This is a genomic window from Alcaligenes nematophilus, assembly GCF_026344155.1.
Lineage (GTDB): Bacteria > Pseudomonadota > Gammaproteobacteria > Burkholderiales > Burkholderiaceae_B > Alcaligenes > Alcaligenes phenolicus.
Genome location: NZ_JAPKMZ010000003.1, coordinates 63,724 through 80,849, shown reverse-complemented (window position 1 = coordinate 80,849; position 17,126 = coordinate 63,724). Strand labels below are relative to the sequence as shown.

Annotated in this window: 19 protein-coding genes; 14 read left to right on the top strand and 5 right to left on the bottom strand. The window is 57.6% G+C overall.

What is annotated here, in order from left to right; all coding sequences use genetic code 11:
* The first annotated feature begins 85 nt into the window (after window positions 1-85).
* The 5 genes from OSH04_RS09110 to rfaE2 all read left to right on the top strand — a co-directional run bounded on the left by OSH04_RS09110 (window position 86) and on the right by rfaE2 (window position 4,975).
* Window positions 86-1,078 (top strand): Tim44 domain-containing protein, encoded by a 993-nt coding sequence (locus OSH04_RS09110; protein ID WP_026484475.1) that lies wholly within the window; start codon window positions 86-88, stop codon window positions 1,076-1,078.
* A 180-nt stretch (window positions 1,079-1,258) separates the two neighbouring features.
* On the top strand, window positions 1,259-1,888 hold the full coding sequence (locus OSH04_RS09105; RefSeq protein ID WP_026484474.1) for a ubiquinone biosynthesis accessory factor UbiJ: 630 nt from the start codon (window positions 1,259-1,261) through the stop codon (window positions 1,886-1,888).
* Window positions 1,889-1,890: 2 nt separating this feature from the next.
* Complete coding sequence (gene ubiB, locus OSH04_RS09100) at window positions 1,891-3,447, top strand: ubiquinone biosynthesis regulatory protein kinase UbiB (protein ID WP_022983639.1); 1,557 nt, start codon at window positions 1,891-1,893, stop codon at window positions 3,445-3,447.
* Window positions 3,448-3,621: 174 nt separating this feature from the next.
* Window positions 3,622-4,491 (top strand): ferritin, encoded by an 870-nt coding sequence (locus OSH04_RS09095; protein ID WP_026484472.1) that lies wholly within the window; start codon window positions 3,622-3,624, stop codon window positions 4,489-4,491.
* A 1-nt stretch (window position 4,492) separates the two neighbouring features.
* A complete protein-coding gene (rfaE2, locus tag OSH04_RS09090) occupies window positions 4,493-4,975 on the top strand; it encodes a D-glycero-beta-D-manno-heptose 1-phosphate adenylyltransferase (protein WP_009458698.1) in 483 nt (160 codons plus the stop codon).
* Between the two features lie 332 nt (window positions 4,976-5,307).
* On the opposite strand, the gene OSH04_RS09085 is transcribed toward rfaE2, so the two are convergent.
* The 5 genes from OSH04_RS09085 to OSH04_RS09065 all read right to left on the bottom strand — a co-directional run bounded on the left by OSH04_RS09085 (window position 5,308) and on the right by OSH04_RS09065 (window position 9,769).
* Window positions 5,308-6,630 carry a TolC family outer membrane protein gene (locus OSH04_RS09085; protein ID WP_266108305.1) on the bottom strand — a complete coding sequence of 441 codons (1,323 nt, stop codon included), beginning with the start codon at window positions 6,628-6,630 and terminating at the stop codon, window positions 5,308-5,310.
* Between the two features lie 15 nt (window positions 6,631-6,645).
* Window positions 6,646-7,326, bottom strand: coding sequence for a protein-L-isoaspartate O-methyltransferase family protein (locus OSH04_RS09080; protein ID WP_035270341.1), 681 nt, complete (start codon window positions 7,324-7,326; stop codon window positions 6,646-6,648).
* 74 nt (window positions 7,327-7,400) lie between these two features.
* Entirely contained in the window at window positions 7,401-8,096 is a 696-nt protein-coding gene (locus OSH04_RS09075; protein WP_266108304.1) for a 5'-methylthioadenosine/adenosylhomocysteine nucleosidase, read from the bottom strand.
* A gap of 40 nt (window positions 8,097-8,136) precedes the next feature.
* Window positions 8,137-8,955, bottom strand: coding sequence for a bifunctional hydroxymethylpyrimidine kinase/phosphomethylpyrimidine kinase (gene thiD, locus OSH04_RS09070; RefSeq protein WP_266108303.1), 819 nt, complete (start codon window positions 8,953-8,955; stop codon window positions 8,137-8,139).
* A gap of 7 nt (window positions 8,956-8,962) precedes the next feature.
* Window positions 8,963-9,769: a thiazole synthase gene (locus OSH04_RS09065; RefSeq protein ID WP_009458704.1), complete on the bottom strand. Its 807-nt coding sequence runs from the start codon at window positions 9,767-9,769 to the stop codon at window positions 8,963-8,965.
* Window positions 9,770-10,364: 595 nt separating this feature from the next.
* On the opposite strand from OSH04_RS09065, the gene OSH04_RS09060 reads away from it, so the two are divergent.
* The 9 genes from OSH04_RS09060 (at window position 10,365) to OSH04_RS09020 (ending at window position 17,125) form a co-directional block, all read left to right on the top strand.
* Window positions 10,365-10,706 carry a hypothetical protein gene (locus tag OSH04_RS09060; protein WP_052159301.1) on the top strand — a complete coding sequence of 114 codons (342 nt, stop codon included), beginning with the start codon at window positions 10,365-10,367 and terminating at the stop codon, window positions 10,704-10,706.
* Between the two features lie 110 nt (window positions 10,707-10,816).
* The gene (locus OSH04_RS09055) at window positions 10,817-11,155 is read left to right on the top strand and encodes a hypothetical protein (protein WP_179136473.1); all 339 of its coding nucleotides are present in this window, start codon (window positions 10,817-10,819) and stop codon (window positions 11,153-11,155) included.
* Entirely contained in the window at window positions 11,152-12,090 is a 939-nt protein-coding gene (locus OSH04_RS09050; protein ID WP_009458707.1) for a CorA family divalent cation transporter, read from the top strand. Before OSH04_RS09055 ends, OSH04_RS09050 begins: the two co-directional genes overlap by 4 nt.
* A gap of 43 nt (window positions 12,091-12,133) precedes the next feature.
* Entirely contained in the window at window positions 12,134-12,433 is a 300-nt protein-coding gene (locus OSH04_RS09045) for a hypothetical protein (RefSeq protein WP_009458709.1), read from the top strand.
* Between the two features lie 3 nt (window positions 12,434-12,436).
* A complete protein-coding gene (locus OSH04_RS09040) occupies window positions 12,437-13,390 on the top strand; it encodes a magnesium transporter CorA family protein (RefSeq protein WP_009458711.1) in 954 nt (317 codons plus the stop codon).
* The gene (locus OSH04_RS09035) at window positions 13,387-14,289 is read left to right on the top strand and encodes a CorA family divalent cation transporter (protein WP_266108301.1); all 903 of its coding nucleotides are present in this window, start codon (window positions 13,387-13,389) and stop codon (window positions 14,287-14,289) included. Before OSH04_RS09040 ends, OSH04_RS09035 begins: the two co-directional genes overlap by 4 nt.
* A 145-nt stretch (window positions 14,290-14,434) precedes the next feature.
* Window positions 14,435-16,153: a porin gene (locus OSH04_RS09030; RefSeq protein ID WP_266108300.1), complete on the top strand. Its 1,719-nt coding sequence runs from the start codon at window positions 14,435-14,437 to the stop codon at window positions 16,151-16,153.
* Between the two features lie 388 nt (window positions 16,154-16,541).
* Entirely contained in the window at window positions 16,542-16,859 is a 318-nt protein-coding gene (locus OSH04_RS09025) for a hypothetical protein (RefSeq protein ID WP_009458715.1), read from the top strand.
* A gap of 11 nt (window positions 16,860-16,870) precedes the next feature.
* Window positions 16,871-17,125 carry a hypothetical protein gene (locus OSH04_RS09020; protein ID WP_266108299.1) on the top strand — a complete coding sequence of 85 codons (255 nt, stop codon included), beginning with the start codon at window positions 16,871-16,873 and terminating at the stop codon, window positions 17,123-17,125.
* Window position 17,126 lies beyond the last annotated feature (1 nt).

Here is a 17,126-nt window from a genome sequence, read left to right as displayed (position 1 = left end):
TCTTGAATAATCGACTGGGATGGCATGGCCGGGGGCGTCAAAACCCTGTGTGTTAAACGCTTGTTCTGGTCAGGAGTTTGTGACTATGTCTGGACGGCTTTCTCGTTATTTCATGGCCGCTGTATTGGCTTTTAGCACCGGCGCCTTGCTGACCGTTTCTTATGATGCGGAAGCACGACGCATGGGTGGTGGCTCCAGTTTTGGCCGCCAATCCTCCAACATCACCAGCAACCGCTCGGCAGCGACGCCTCCTGCTGCAGCGAATAACGCGACTCGCTCGGCTACGCCTGCTGCGGGTGCCGCTGCTGCCGGTACGGCTGCGGCTGGTACCGCTGCCAAGTCGGGCATGTCCCGCTTCCTGGGCCCGATCGCCGGCATCGCCGCTGGTCTGGGTATTGCCGCCTTGCTGTCCAGCATGGGTCTGGGCGGTGCTTTCCTGGAAATGATGTCCAGCCTCTTGCTGATCGGTCTGGTGATCTTCGCCGTTTTGTTCATCGTGCGTCGTCTGCGTGGCTCGGCCGCTCGTCCTGCCATGCAACAAGCCGGTGGTCAGTCCATGATGCGCAATGCTGATCCTGCTCCTAGCCCATGGAAGCAGCCCCAAGCTGCGCCAGCACCTATGCCTGCTGCCGCTCCAGCTGCTCAGCCCGCTGCTGCCGCCGCTGTTCCAGCGCCGCCAGTAGACGAAAGCTGGTTCATCCCCGGTGATTTTGACACGCCTACGTTCCTGGCCAATGCCAAGACCCAGTTCGTGGAAATCCAGAAACTGTGGGACAAGGGCGACGTGGAACAACTGCGTACCTTCCTGACCGACGACCTGCTCAAGGAAGCCGCTCCTCAAATCGCTCAGCGCCAAGGCGAGAACGTGACTCAAGTGGTACTGCTCAATGCAGAGCTGCTGGGTATCGAAAAAGTAGCCGACGGCCACCTGGCCAGCGTGCGCTACTCCGGTATGCTGCGTGAAGAAGTGGGTGCAGAGGCTTTCCGCTTTGAGGAAGTCTGGAATCTGTTCAAGGCCGACGGCGCAGGCTGGCTGCTGGCTGGTATTCAGCAGATCCCGGTTGACCCCAACGCTTGATCTCTATCTATACAGACAGCCGCCTTCTTACCCAGGCGGCTGTTCTGTTATGAGCGCTCCCGTTTCGCTGTGATCCCATCTGCCCGTGTTCCTGTCGCCCTGTACATCCGGCCGTGTCTGTGTCGGGTTAAACTGGCTGTTTTAATTGGACTGGTTTACTCGCCCCGGCAGTAGACTTGCATGGACATGCTTGGTATCCCTTCATTCCTAGAACCTGGCGCCGTGGGCGTGCGTTTGCTCAATGCCTTGCTTGATCGCGAGGATTGGGCGCGTGAGCGTTTGCGCAGCCATGCAGGTAAAACCGTGTCGCTGATTGTGGGCCGTTTGCAACTGGTCTACACCATCAGCTCTCAAGGAAAGCTGGAGCAGGGCCATCCTGCCGTCGTGCCGGATGTCACGTTGACACTGCCTCAGGACAAGCTGCCTGAACTGCCACAAATCCTTCAAGACGGCGATTTCAGCCGTGTCGCCCAGTTAATGCATGTTCAAGGCGAGGCCGGGCTGGCCAATCTGGTGTCGGACCTGGCGGCCAATCTGCGCTGGGATGCCGAGCACGATCTGGCCAAAATCGTGGGGGATGTCATGGCCGTGCGCCTGTTCAGCGGGGCGCGCCGGGCCTTTTCCGGGTTGAGGGATCTGGGCCAGCGTCTGGCTGGTAATGCCAGCGAATACCTGACTGAAGAAAGCGCCTTGCTGGTTACCCGCCCCGAACTGGAACGGATGCGCGAGCAATCGGCTGGTTTGGTCCAACGCCTGGACGAACTGGACCAGCGTTTGAAACGTCTTGACGCGCGTCGGCGGGAGTCCTGAGCATGTTCTCCTTGTGTCGTCTGCTGACCATTTTACTGGTTGTATTCCGTTATCGCCTGGACGAGCTGGTGCTATCGAGCATCCGCCACCCTTGGGCATCGCGCATGTTGCGCATTGTGCGCCTGGGTCGCAAACCCAAGCTGCCACGTGGCGTACGTTTACGGCTGGCCCTGGAAAGTCTGGGGCCCATCTTCGTTAAATTCGGCCAGGTGCTCTCCACTCGCCGGGATTTGATCCCGCTGGATATTGCCGAGCAACTGGCGTTGCTGCAGGACCGCGTGCCGCCATTCCCTTCGGAGGTGGCGGAAGCCACAATTCAGAAGGCCCTGGGTGCTTCGCCTTACGAGCTGTTCCAGAAGTTTGATCGCGAACCCATCGCTTCGGCGTCGATTGCGCAGGTTCACTTTGCCGAGCTGCATAATGGCCGCGAAGTAGCCGTGAAGGTGTTGCGCCCTGGCATGCGCGAGGTCATCCATAAAGACTTGCGTCTGATGCGCGTGCTGGCTGCGTTCATGGAACGGCTGGGCCCGGATGCCCGTCGCCTGAAACCGCGCGAAGTGGTGGCCGAGTTCGACAAGTACCTGAACGACGAGCTGGACCTGATTCGCGAAGCCTCCAACTGCAGTCAGCTACGCCGCAACTTCACCAAAGATGTAGAGCGTACCCAGCTGTTGATCGTGCCTGAAGTGCATTGGGACTATTGCGCCTCGACCGTGTTCACCATGGACCGCATGAAGGGCATCCCGGTCAACCAGATTGATCGCCTGCGCGCCGCCAATGTGGATTTGAAGGATCTGGCCCGCAAAGGGGTGGAGATTTTCTTCACCCAGGTGTTTACCGACGGTTTTTTCCATGCCGACATGCACCCCGGCAATATTTATGTCTCGGATGCACCGGAGAGCTTGGGCCGTTATATTGCCCTGGACTTTGGCATTGTGGGTTCGCTGTCCGAGTTCGACAAAAACTATCTGGCGCAAAACTTCCTGGCTTTCTTCCGGCGCGATTACCGCCGGGTGGCTCAATTGCACATCGAGTCCGGCTGGGTGCCACCTGAAACCCGTGAAGAGGAGCTGGAAGGCTCGGTACGCGCGGTATGTGAACCGTATTTTGATCGGCCCTTGTCCGAGATCTCGCTGGGGCAAGTGCTGTTGCGCCTGTTCCAGACCTCGCGCCGGTTCAATGTAGAAATTCAGCCGCAGCTGGTGCTGCTGCAGAAAACCCTTCTGAATGTGGAAGGGATGGGGCGGGACCTGGATCCGGAGCTGGATCTGTGGGATACCGCCAAACCTTATCTGGAAAAGTGGATGTACCAGCGTATTGGTCCATCGGGCTTTTATTCGCGTTTGAAACAGGAAGCAGGGCAGTGGGCCCAGATCATGCCGCAGCTTCCGCGTCTGGTGTATTCCGCTTTGAATAGGCCAGAGACAGGGCAGGCGTTGAACCAGGAACTCAAGCTGCTGCGCCAGTCGCAGCAGCAGACCAACCGATTATTGACTGCCTTATGTGCTGTATTGGCGGTTGCGGTCGGGGTGGCCATCTGGGCTTTGGTGGGGCGATAAGTGTGACGACCCCGCAACGCGTCAGTTTTTTTGTGGCTGACATATTTCTGATAACTGCAGGTTCTACGATAGACGCAGGTCCGCCAGCTGATTGCTAAGCTGGCGCTTTCCGGCGCCTTCCGGACGGTGAATGGCCGCCCTCAAGGAACCGCTTGATTCTTTTTAGGAATCGTTATGCTTTACCATGACTTATTTAAATCCATGGAAGCGGTGCGCTGGAATTTTGCGCATGACATACCGTGGGATGACTTTGATGGCAGCAAGCTTACAGACGAGCAAGCCTACACCATCAAAATGAACGCCATTACCGAGTGGGCAGCCTTGCCTGCTACCGAAATGTTCCTGCGTGACAATAAAGATGACAGCGATTTTTGCGCTTTTATGTCCGTGTGGTTCTTTGAAGAACAAAAGCACTCGCTGGTTCTGATCGAATACCTGCGCCGTTTCCGCCCCGAGCTGATGCCTACCGAAGAAGAACTGCACAAGGTGCGTTTTGACTTCGATCCGGCCCCGGCCATGGAAACGCTGATGCTGCACTTTTGCGGCGAAGTGCGCCTGAACCACTGGTACCGCCGTGCTGCCGACTGGCATACCGAGCCGGTGATCAAGGCCATCTACAAGATCGTGGCTCAGGACGAGGCTCGTCACGCCGGTGCTTACTTGCGCTACATGAAGCGTGCCCTGGTGCACAAGGGCCAGGAATTTGGCCTGCAAGCCCGTCTGGCTTTCTCCAAGATTGGCGTTCTGATGGCTTCGGCCCATCGCACCGCTCAGGCGCTGCATCCCACCAACTTGCACGTGAACAAAGCCATGTTCCCGGAAGATACCGTGCAGTCCAAGCTGCCATCGCCCGGTTGGCTGGAAAACTGGCTGGATACGCAGATTCGTTTCGACAAGGAATGGGAGCACAAGGTCAGCTCGCGCATCTTGCACAATATGTCGCTGCTGATGGGGAGCTCGTTCGAGACCGTGCAGGAATTGAACCGCTACCGCAAGGATCTGGCACGTCAGGTCGGCTCTGATTCGACGCTGGTGCAGGCTTGATATGAGCGCACGTTTCGAGGCCAAGGTGATGGGTCTGGATGCCTTGCGTGAAGCGGTGGAGCAGGGGCGCCTGGCGCGCCCGCTGGTCTTTACCAACGGTGTGTTTGATATTTTGCACCGTGGGCATGTCAGCTACCTGGACGAGGCTGCCCAATTGGGTGCCTCGCTGATTGTCGGTGTGAATACCGATGCCTCGGTGCGCCGTCTGAACAAGGGGCCGGAGCGCCCCATCAATCCCGAGCAGGATCGCGCTGCCTTGCTGGCTGCGCTGGCCTGCGTGGATGCGGTGGTCTTGTTTGACGAGGATACGCCCGAAGCCCTGATCGCAGCACTGCGCCCGGACCTGATCGTCAAGGGTGGTGACTACGATATGGAAGCCTTGCCTGAAACGGCCTTGGTGCGTAGCTGGGGTGGTGATGCTGTCGCAATTCCCTTCGAGTTCCAGCGTTCCACGACAGCACTGGTCAAGAAGCTGCGCGACTAAAAGCGCAGGACAAATTGATGTGTTGAATCCCGGCTTGGTCCGGGATTTTTTTTGCTTCTAAGTCGTGAGCTCGAGGTTCTGCTGATGCCCAGGATTGCATGGCGTTTGAGATATGCCGGGGCATTGGGCCCAAGCCAGACCGGGTTGCTAATGCCACTGTCAGTGCTCGGACCAGGTTTGATGTGACCCTCTTGCTTGATCGGGCTTGCTTGGCGTGTCTGTCTCAGAGGCAGATATTGAGCATATTTCGGAGATATTAAATCTGGCTGGAGAGGTCTCGCTTTAAAGGCCAGATTGCGGTGCCTAGTCTGTATTTTTTGCCAGCGCAGGCTTCAGGATGCCGGTTCAAGCAGATCGTTGACAGCACGCAGATCGTTTTCGTTCAAGGTGCCGCTGGCTGCTTTCAGGCGCAGGCTGTTCATCAGAACTTCGTAACGCGCTTGGGCCAAGCTGCGTTGCGCTTCATACAACTGCTGCTGGGCATTGAGTACATCGATGTTTACACGTACACCGACCTCGTAAGCCAGTTTGTTGGCCTCCAGGGCGTCCTGACTGGATTTGGTGGCTGCTTCCAGTGCCTGCACACGGACCAGGCCTGTGGTGACGCCAGAGAAGTACTGGCGCGTCTGCTGGATGGATTGCTGAATAGCGAACTGATGATCGTAGCGGGCCTGTTGCAGGCGCGAGCTTTGTTCGCGTACTTGCGAGCTGGTTTCACCACCACGGAAAATCGGGATGCTTAACTCCAGACCTAAAGCGCTGTTCAGCGAACGTGGGCCACCGCCCGCTTGGCCAAACAGAGTCTGGTCGCTACCGCTGCCGGTTTGGGCTTTCAGGGCCAGGGTGGGTTCGTGCAGGGCCTGGGTGCTTTTCAACTGCTCTTCGGCAGCACGGGCCTTGATATCAGCCAGTGCCACGGTCAAGCCGGACTGGCTGGACTGATCCAGCCAGTCTTGCAAATTCGCAGGTTGCGGGGCGGGAAGACGCAAAGGCTCACGCAGGCGCGCCAGCGTGTCATAACGCTCCAGCGTCAGCGCAGCCAGCTTGTCCTGAGCCACTTGCAAGGCATTTTCAGCCTGCAAGACGCCAGCCCGGGTCAGGTCCAGGCGCGATTTGGCTTCGTAGGAATCGGTAATCGTGGTGCCACCCAGCTGAAAGTTCTGATCAGCAGCGCGCAATTGCTCGTCAATGGCGGCTTGCTGGGCTTTCAGGGTGGACAGCGTATCTTGCGCAGCCAGCACATCAAAATAGCTTTGGCTGACACGCAGCATCAAATCTTGCCGATCCAGCGTCAGTTGAATATCCGCACCCTGCGCCAGTAATTGGGCACGTTCGTAACGGGCCCAGGCATTACGGTTGTACACGGGTTGGCTCAGTGTCAAGGTCCAGGCAGCTCGGTCACTGGAATGCTGATTGGACAGCTTGCTGGTTTGACGACGCTCTTGTAGTTCGGCTGTGCCGATGGCGCTGATCTGTGGCAACAGTTGTGCCCGGCTTTGGGGTACTTGTTCCTGATCGGCTTGATGCGCAGCTTGCGCAGCGCCAAACTGCGGTTCATGTGCCAGGGCCTGGTTCCAGGCCTGCAGCAGATCTTGCGACTGGGCGGTGCTACTTAAGGCAAGCAGCGAAAGCAATGCCAGGCGCAAGGGAGTCATGAACCGCATATGTGCTTAAAAGCGGAATTGCGAAACGGCGGTGCCGCGCAAAGGTTTGATCCAGGTGTCGAACAGGGGCGTAGTCTCGAAGCTGGCCGCGCTGGTGCGAGTAATACGTACAGCCGTCATGACCGGGTTTTGACCGACCACGACAACCAGACGGCCGCCGATACAGAGCTGGTACTTCAAAGCATCAGGAATGGTGGGCACGGAGCCGGTGACCAGAATGGCGTCGTATTCGGTGGTGCCCCAGCCTGCGTGTGCGTCACCCACTTCAACCTTGACGTTGCGCACATTGTTGCGCTGCAGGTTTTCCTGGGCGAAAGCGGCCAGTTTGCTGTCAATTTCAATGGAGGTAACTTGTTGGGACAGGTGAGCCAGCAAAGCAGCCTGGTAGCCCGAGCCGGTACCAATTTCGAGCACACCGTCGCTAGGCTGCAGCAGCAGTTCTTGAGCCAGACGGGCTTCGACTTTGGGCGAGAGCATGGTCTCGTGCGTGTCCACGGCATTGATGATCAGTGGCAGCTCGGTGTCCGAAAAGGCCGAAGGGCGCAAGGACGAGGGAACAAAGCGTTCGCGCTGGACCTCGACCAATGCTTGCAGCACTTTTTCGTCGGATACGTTCCAGGGACGGATTTGTTGTTCCACCATGTAGTAACGGGCACGTTCGAGTTCAGACAGCGCAAAATGGTTCATAGCTTCCAGAAAACTAAAGGCTTGGCAAAGAGCCGATTATAAGCCAGCACATCGATAAAGATGCGCAGTTGGGCTTAGCAGGACGGCACCATTGCATGGAGCAAGGTGCTGGCGTTGTTGACGGCAATGGGCAAGAAGGTATCAAAATCCATGTGCGCTTCACTGTTGGCATTGTCTGAAATACTGCGTATGCAGACAAAAGGTACCTTGTTCAGATAGCACACCTGGGCAATGGCGCCACTTTCCATTTCGCAGGCTAAAGCGTTGAAGGTGGCGCTTAACCACCGTATTTTATCGTTACATGCGATGAATTGGTCGCCGGTAACAATTCGGCCCGTATGGACCTGGTGGCCTTCGATCTGCTGGGCGGCGGTTTGAGCCACGGTCAGCAGGGCGGGGTCAGCGGGGAAATCGAAGGTATCCAGACGGAAAACCTGTCCCGGCGCCAGACCCAGGGCTTTCAGTTCCACATCGTGCTGGACCAGGGTATCGGCAATGACGATATCGCCCGGCCGGATGCTGGGCTCAACCGCACCCGCAATGCCGATATTGATAATGCTGCCCACGGCAAATTCCGAGATCAGCATCTGGGTGCAGGCGGCGGCGTTGACCTTGCCCACGCCGCAAACCACGGCCACAACGGGCTTGCCCAGATAGCTGCCGCGATGAAAATCCATGCCGGCGCGCTGGATGGTCTGGGGCTCTTGCAAGCGCTCCAGCACAATCTCCAGCTCTTCGCGCATGGCGACAATAATTCCAAGTGTAGACATAAGACAGGGGCCTTCAAGCGGCCCGATCAAACGGCACGTATCAGGACGATGGCCACAGTTTATGGAAGTGATGCACCGGACCGTGTCCGCTGCCTACTGTCAGTTCACCCGAACGGGCAATGGCTTCGTACAAGTACTTTTTGGCAGCCAGAGCAGCGTCAGGCACATTGCTGTATTGGGGTAGCAGGGCGGCCAGCGCAGCCGACAAGGTGCAGCCGGTGCCGTGCGTATTGGCAGTATCAATACGTTTGGCGGGCATTTCGATCATCTTGTCGCCATCGTGCAGCAGGTCTATGCAGTCCGAACCGGGCAGGTGACCGCCTTTCAGGAAGACCCAGCGTTGATCGCTGTGATTCATCAGGCGACGCAGGCGCTCGGCAGCCTGACGCATTTCCTTGACGGTTTCTACCGGGCGGGCGTCCAGCAGGACACCGGCTTCGGGCAGATTGGGCGTGATCATGGTGCACTGGGGCACTAACTGTTCACGCAGGGCATGGACGGCCGACTTTTCCAGCAGATGATCGCCGCTTTTGGCGATCATTACCGGGTCCAGCACCAGATGCCTGGGTTTGAAGTGAGCCATGCGCTCGGCCACCACGGTGGTGACGGCCTCCTGGCCCAACATGCCGATCTTGACACCATCAATGCGCACATCGGCAAACAGCGTATCAAGCTGCTGGCGCACAAAGTCGGCAGGAACCGGGCTGATACCGGTTACCCCTTGAGTATTTTGTGCCGTCAAAGCGGCAATCACAGCGGTGGCATAAGCACCCAGGGCGCTCATGGCTTTGACATCAGCCAGAATACCGGCGCCGCCGGAGGGGTCAACCCCGGCAATGGTCAGCGTGTTGGGAATCATGTCTCAATCAGGTACGGGAGTGAATCAGCCCTTCGGTGGGGGAGCTGGGGTCGGCATCGTAGTATTTGCGGGGCACACGGCCAGCCAGATAAGCCTGACGACCGGCTTGTACAGCCAGGTTCATGGCGCTGGCCATCATCACAGGCTGGCGGGCACCGGCAATGGCGGTGTTCATCAGGACACCATCACAGCCCAGTTCCATGGCAATAGCCGCATCCGAGGCTGTACCGACACCGGCATCGACCAGCACAGGCACCTTGCTCTGATCGATGATCAGGCGCAGGTTCCAGGGGTTGATGATGCCCATGCCCGAACCGATCAGGGAGGCCAAGGGCATGATGGCTACACAGCCAATGTCTTCCAGCATACGGGCCTGGATAGGATCGTCGGCGCAATACACCATCACATCAAAGCCTTCATCCACCAGGGTTTTGGCGGCTTTCAAGGTTTCGGGCATATTGGGGAACAGATTGCCGGAGTCGCCCAGCACTTCCAGTTTGACCAGTTTGTGGCCGTCCAGCAGTTCGCGGGCCAGACGCAAGGTACGCACGGCGTCCTCGGCGGTATAGCAACCCGCGGTGTTGGGCAGCAGGGTGTATTTGGAGGGGGGCAGGTAATCGAGCAGATTGGGCTCGTTGGCGTTCTGGCCGATATTGGTGCGGCGAATGGCCACCGTCACAATTTCAGCGCCACTGGCTTCAATAGCCTGACGAGTTTCATCAAAATCTTTGTATTTACCGGTGCCTACCAATAGCCGGGATTGGTAGCTGGTTCCGGCCAGGATAAAGGGATCGTTGTTCACTGTTTGGGTCATGGTGGTGCTTTGTTGCGCATCCGTCTTTGTTGACGGATAAAGAATTGGTTTTTTGCTGGGCAAACACTGCAAGAATAATCCATTTGGCCGGTGCCCGCAGGAAAACCCGTATGCCGGCTTGCTGGTGTGCGGTAGGGATTTGGCTCGGGCAGGGGGCTGGCCACGGATGCGAGCCTGATTGGCCTGTGGCTGTGGCAAATATATACCTTGGCATATTCGCCTTATGTTTAAGGCCATGCGCAAGGCCCCAATGCAGGCTGGCCCTGCCAGAGTTGCGATGCGAAAATTCTGTTGTTCCTCAAGAACGGGATTTTTCTTGAGGAATCCGTAGATTTCATGCGTTCTTTCTGTTTTATCGCTCGGACACAAGCCCTAGGTGCTGATGTACCTGGGGCTTGAGTTCGATTGACATTGTTTGATTGTTAAAGGAGCACGTTCTTGGGCCCTGACCCTGAATCTGAAAGACGCACATTTGCGTTGCGCCCCGCGTTTCATGTCCGCATGAAACCCCATTGCGAATTGAGCACCGGCTCCAGGTTCCTCACGGTCTAAGACGTGTGGGGTGCTTCTGTGGCCGTGTGCCCAGGAGAATCTCATGCTGTTTTCCCGCCCTCACGATAGCTTGCAGCGCGCTTTGCGTATGGCTGTCGCCACTTACCGTCCTGTCGCCGTGTGCGACTTGCTGGCCTCGCACGGCACCCTGGCTTTTGCCCAGGCCTTGCCCGAGCTTTCGGCTCGTGTCCGCGCCGATGTTCTGGCCATGCTTCCCGCGTTTGATCGTAGTCAGGTCTACAACGCCATGCATACCGGCGTGCGAGTAGGGCATTTGGGTCGCCGCCGCACTCATGGCCCGTCGCCCAGCCTGTTCACCCTGTTCCCGCACCGCTACGGCACGCAGGACTGGCTGCGTGAGTATCGCCAGCCCCAGCGCTCTTGAGCACTGGACCCTACCCCTTTTCTGTTCAACCTGTCACAGCAGACCAGCCCATGCGGGGTTCGCACCGTCATGGACGGCTGCTGTGGCTTTCATCAACCCAAAAGAGTGCTATGCCGCAAACCATTCCCTCTTCCTTGAGCAGCAAACCGTATCAGGACAACTCGCTGGCCGCCCAGGTCTGGACCCGCTCGGCGCGTCGCCCCAGTGTTGCACCGCTCAAGGGCCGCAAGCGTTGGTCGCGCTACGAGCGTCTGTCCTTTTCCATGCTGCTGTCTTCGTGGGGCATTTTGATTGTGGTGGTGAGCTGGCTGTTTTTCAGCAACTCGCACCTGGAAACCCGGACCAGTTCTACCTCCGGCTCGCATTCCAGCTTTTACATGGGTACCACGACGCCGTCGCCCGATGCGTCCAGCACCCAAGAGACCCGTTCTGATGGAGATCAACAATGACGGACCAAGGTAAAACGCCGCCGCTCTTTGGCAACGACGGCCAGCCCAATAACTGGATGCGCATCAGCATCCATGCCACCGAGCAGATCAGTGGCCTTCGTAAAAAGCTGGGCGTGGAAATTCCACAGACCTTGCAGAACAGTCCCACACAGGAAGGCCCCTTCAGCTTTGTGCCTGTGACGTTTCTGAACGTGGACAAGGGTCAGAAGAAAGCCAGCCGTGTGGTGTTCATCCTGAGCCGCGAAGCCTTGGTGTCCATTGAACCTGATCCCAGCCCCAAGCCACTGGCCCAGGCCCTGCAGCGCTTGCAGCGTGATGGTCGCGAGAACGATGCCTTTGAAAGCTTTGCGGTGATTTTGCAATCCATTAACGATGCCACCGATGAACTGTTGGACTCCCTGAGCCACGATCTGGGCAAGGTGCTGACTCAGACCAACGCCGTGCTCAACAGCCTGGAAACCAAGGACCGGGACTTTGGCGTCAGTGATGTGGTCTCCACCCAGATGGATTTGAGCGAAGTAGAAGAACTCTTGTCCGACTGCCTGGAAAGCCAATTGCAGCTGGCCATGGCTGCTCGTCATGCCCTGGCGCGTTTACCCGCAGATCAGGAAAAACTGAAGCCTGTTTTTCATACCCTGATCGACGACATCGAGGCCGTGGAAAAGCAGGTGAACTTTGTGCACGACCGCGTCCGCCTTTTGCAGACCACCAACAATATGGCGCTGAACGTGAAGCAGAACCAGATTGTGAAAGTGTTCTCGGTGGTGACCGCCGTGTTCCTGCCCGCCATGCTGATTTCAACCTACTACAGCATGAACTTTGCCTATATGCCGATTCTGCAATGGGAGCACGCCGAGATAGTGGGGATTATTTCCACCGCCTTGTTCTCCATGTTGCCGCTGATCTATGTGAAACACCGGGGCTGGCTGCGCTAGAGCGCGCTGCCTTTGATACTTAAATGAATGGGAAGAATTTCGTATGTTGAACACACTGAAAAGCAGTACCGAGGTGGCAACGGCAGGCTCGGATAAATTACGCGGACTGGTTTGGAATGAAGACTTGAGCCTGCAGTCGGACTCCAACGCGGCCGTCCAGCAGCGCCGTCAGGCCATTGACCGGGCGCGTGCCAACCGCCCACGCACCGCGCATATCGAGCGCGAAATCATGATTGCGGTGGTGGTGCTGTACATCCTGATTCTGGGCAGTTTTGCCGGTCTGCATTTGTATGGCCACTACATGGTTTCCCCGGAAGCGGAACAGGTACAAAGTGAGGACTAAGCCATGACTGAAAAAAAACAGGGGGGCGCGGTGGTGTCCAGCCTGAGCGACAAGCGCGGGCAAAAAACGGCATGGTTGCAGCTGTCGGCCAGCCGGCACGATGAACTGGCCGAGGCGCAAGCCAAACTGGGCCTGGACCTGAGCGTCAAACGGGGCCGTGCTGCCGCGGAAGAAGCGGGCTTTATTCTGATTCCCGTGGAGATGGTGATACGTCAGGGCCAGCAGTACCGCGAAACCAGCCTGCTGTTCGCCTTGAGCAAGGACCGCCTGATCAGCGTGGAGCAGGACGTGCGGGTTGATACCTTGGAGCGAGTCAGCCAGCAGTTGAACGCCATGGCAGAGGCCGGACAAGCTGCGCCCAGCCCCGCGTCAATTCTGTTCATGATCCTGCAGGCTCTGAACGACCAGGCTCGTGCCACGATTTCCGATATTGCCGGGCGTCTGGACGAGCGCAGCGATACGGTGGCGGCAGCCAGTGGCGGCTTTGATACCTCCGGCCGTCAGGCCGGGGTAGCGGATATTGCCAGTACCGCTATCGGCCTGGGTGAGGCCGAGGAACTGGTCGCCAAAACCGTGGAAGGGCAATTGATGCTGGCTCGCGCAGGCCGTTGGCTGCGTCGTACGCCCGGTGGCGAAAGCGCAGAGAACCTGTCCATGTTGCTCTCCGACATTCAAAGCTTGCGTCGCTATGCCCGCTTTCAGCACGACAAGATCCGCAACTTGCAGCAGTCCTTGATGACCACGCTGGATTTGAAGCAGAACCAGGTGATCAAGGTCTTTACAGTGGTTACTGCGGTGTTCTTGCCGCCTACGCTGATCGCGGCGTTTTACGGCCAGAACTTTGCCAATATGCCCGAGCTGGAAATTATCGGTGGCGAGTGGCTGGTCATGGGCATGACCGCCGTATTTGCCTTGGCTCCCTTGGCCTATGTAAAGCGTAAAGGGTGGATGCGATGACGGCCCGTTTCAAGGATATGGCTTCCTGGCGGCGCTTGCAGGCCCCTGACCGTCAGGCGCTGGAAGATCTGGGCAAGTTGTATCGCGTGGATTTGTTGCCACAAGCCCAGGCCAGCCTGGGGATGGCCACACGCATACGCTGTGTGCGAGTGAGTGACGAACAGATGCAGGTGTCTGACCTGATCTGGTGTTTGGGGCAGGACGATCAGCCTTTGTATACCGTGGAAACTGGCCATCGTCTGCTGCGTCCCGGCCAGGCTCTGGAGCGCTTGAGTGCCCAGGAAATGTCCTTGGCCAGCTCCCATGCCCTGGCTTTGACTTTGCTGTATCAATTGCTGGCGCAGACCTCGCAAGTGCTGGACCGTATTGATCAGGGCCTGAGTGTCTCGACCCTGTCCTTGCGCGGCTTTCTGTCCAATGTCGGCACGGACTATTCGCGCGGTGCCGAGGACATGATTGATCTGGACAGCCATATGGCAACTCTGCACAAACCGCTGTCTCATGTGATGCGTTCCATTGACGATCTGGAGCAGGCCGCACAACGCTTGCGCCGCTGGGTGTATCAGGAAAAAAGCCTGGAGTTGAGCCGAGTGGACGAGCTGATTGCCGCCATTGAAGGCATGCAGCGCCGTGCGCATTTCGCCATTGAACGCCAGCGTTTTCATTGGCGTGCCGCCGGAGAGTCCGTGGCCATGAGCGACCTGAACGTGACCAAGGTCTTTACGGTACTGTGGGCCTTGCTGGTGCCCGGTACAGCCTTGATCAACTGGTACGGTCAGAACTTCCATGTCATGCCCGAGTTATCTTGGGAGGGCACCATGTGGGTGCAGTTGGTGACCGTGTTGGTGTTGACGGCGGTACCGATCTGGACAATCAAGAAATCGGGCGCGTTGCGTTGAGGGGGAGTGCTGTGTGCTGGCCCGGTTAGGCGCTAACTCCTACCCGAATCAATTCGCGATTTTTGTCTTTCCACTGCGACGGTAAACACATCCTTAGCTTTTCAGAGCGGGGTGGCCGTCCCTGCACCAATGTGTAGAGGTATCCATGAATGCAAGCCGGTTTTTCCATCCCGATCACAGCGCCGTCGTACACCAGAGCCCGGTGCGTCTGGTACGCCGCGCCCACTGTGCGCTGAGCTACTACGCCACCCGCAGCGTGCCACAAGTGTTGCAAGCCTTGAATACCCAGCGCCATGGCCTGGCCTTTGATGAAGTGTTGCGCCGTCTGATACAGAACGGCCCCAATCAAGTACGGGTACTGCGTTCCAGCCCCGCTGATCTGACTCAAGTGGTCCAGACCATGAAAAAACAAACCTGTCAGGTGCGCCGCGATTTGACCATGTACGATCTGGCACGGGATCACCAGTCCCGCGTGCCGGCTCGTATGCTCGTGACTGGCGATATCGTGCTGTTGTCTGCCGGTGATTACGTGCCGGCGGATCTGCGCTTGATCCATCAGGATCACCTGATTCTGAACCGCGCCATTTTGCAGGCCGCACCCGATACTTGCGCCATGGGCGACCGGGTTGTGGCCGGGACCGCACAAGGTGTGGTGGTGGCGACGGGTAATCAAACCTTGTTAGGAGTTCTGATGCGTGAACCTGTTCCTGTGGCCTGCGGCTGGCGTCGTGTGCTGGAGTGCAGTCCTTTTCAATTGAGCAAAGCCGCTTCTTTGGCAACTGGCGTGGCCCTGTTTGGTCTTGCAGGAGCGCTGATGATGCCCAGCCACAGCCATGCTGAAACCTCGGTGCAGCTCTATGGCACTTTGGATGCCGGTTTGGGTTGGACTCGCGTGAGCGGTGAAGGCTCGCAGCGCGACGTATTAAGCGGTGGGCAGACGGACTCGCTGTGGGGGATTCGCGGCCATGAGGATCTGGGCGATGGGCTGCGCGCCACCTTCAATCTGGAAAGCGGTATTGATCTGGCCACAGGCCGGGCCGAGGATTCCGGGCGTCTGTTCAACTATCAGGGCTGGCTGGGTCTGGGCAGTGATAACTGGGGCGAGCTGCGTTTTGGACGCCAGTACACCGTGGGCCAGGAATTTGTCTCTGCCATTGAAGTGGGTTCCTGGAAAGACTTTGGCATGGGCGCTTTGATGCGTGCCTCGGACAACTACCAGATCTCCAATCAGTTCAGCTGGCGCAGCCCGGAATGGGCGGGTATGCAGTTAGGCGCCAGCTATAGCGCGGATGTGGGCGAGCAGGGCCTGGGAGGGTCTCGCAGCAAACTCTATAGCCTCGCTTTGCGCTACGAGGACGGCCCCTGGCTGTTGGGGGCCAGTTACGAGGGCTTGAGTCGTGTCGAGTCCCATCGTCCTACGGCCTGGCAATTGGGCGCGAGCTATGACTTTGAGGTAGCCCGCCTTGCAGCTGGCTGGAGCCGTCAGAGCAATGGCTTTGTGGGCCTGAATGGTGATGATGGTCCTGCCCATCTGCAAAACAAGGGCTTGGAAGGCTTGGGCCCGGCGGAGTTCATCAACGGTGGCCGACTGGACACCTGGTATGTGGGCACGGCGATTCCTGTAGGCAAGGGCGAGTTCCAGCTGCAATGGTCTTTGGGCCGTCCGAACTGGACCTGGGAGGATACCGATGAGCGCGCACGTCGCATTCAGGTGATGTCTGTGGGCTACGTGCATGCTTTGTCGCCCCGAACCAGCGTCTATGCCTTTGCGGCTCAAGGACGTCGCTTTGATATGGAAACGGCAGCCAGTGCCAGCGAACCGCGTAGCAGCCGTGTGGCTTTGGGTGTGACGCATCACTTCTAATGAAATGGCCGGTTTCCTGCACCTGAGTCCGTGTTCTCACTGGCCCTGGCGCAGGAAGGTCGGGCAGGGCTGAGTGCTTGTGGGGACGGCTCAGGAGACATATCCCTAAGTATAAATTTGATGTCTGCAAGGCGATGGAAAGTGTGCCAATGCCTGGCGGACAAGCCCACACTCAGATGCGAAAATACTGTTGGTGCAAAAACCGTTGCACCTTCTTTTTTAACTACTCACGTTTAAAAGTAAATGGACCCTGATCCTTCTTTATGGCTTTGTTCCTGTAAAGGACGAGCCTCCTTAATGACCAGTCAATTGGACACTGGACCACAAAGCGGGCCCCTCTGATGAGGTGAGCACTCTTTCTGGACCCCTGTGTCCGAAGGAGAATGCTATGTTCCGCCTCAACCTGTTCCGTTCCGCCCCACACAACAACGCTCTGCAAGACGCTCTGCGCCTGGCCGCATCCCGCCAGCGTCAAGGCTACCTGCTGGAGCTGCTGCAAACCCACGGCGCTCGCGAGTTTGCTTACGCACTCAACGACCTGTCCGGTCGCACCATCGAAAATGCACTGTCCACACTGCCCACCGTGGAGCGCAGCCAAGTCCTCAAGCATCTGTCCCGTCGTGCCAAAGCCCGTCTGAACGATGTAGAAGGCTTTCGCTACCAGCCCACTCATGCCGTGCTGACACTGCCTTCTTTTGTGATGTAAGAGCTTGGCAGATGCCCCTGACATTCGGGGCGTACTCCGGCGCCGCGGCAATGATCTGTGCAGAGATCGTTGGGCGGGCATGGCTTTATAGCTATGTCCGCCTTTTTGATTGCAGCCTGAACGCACTTCTTTTTTTTACGGCCCTGCAGGGCGAACAGTTGTTTTCATCGATGATCTGTCGTGAGCAGACGACGCTTGCGGCGCTCGCAATCAGAATCCCTGCCTTTTCATGTCATAATTTTGTAATGAGAATGATTATTGATTAGT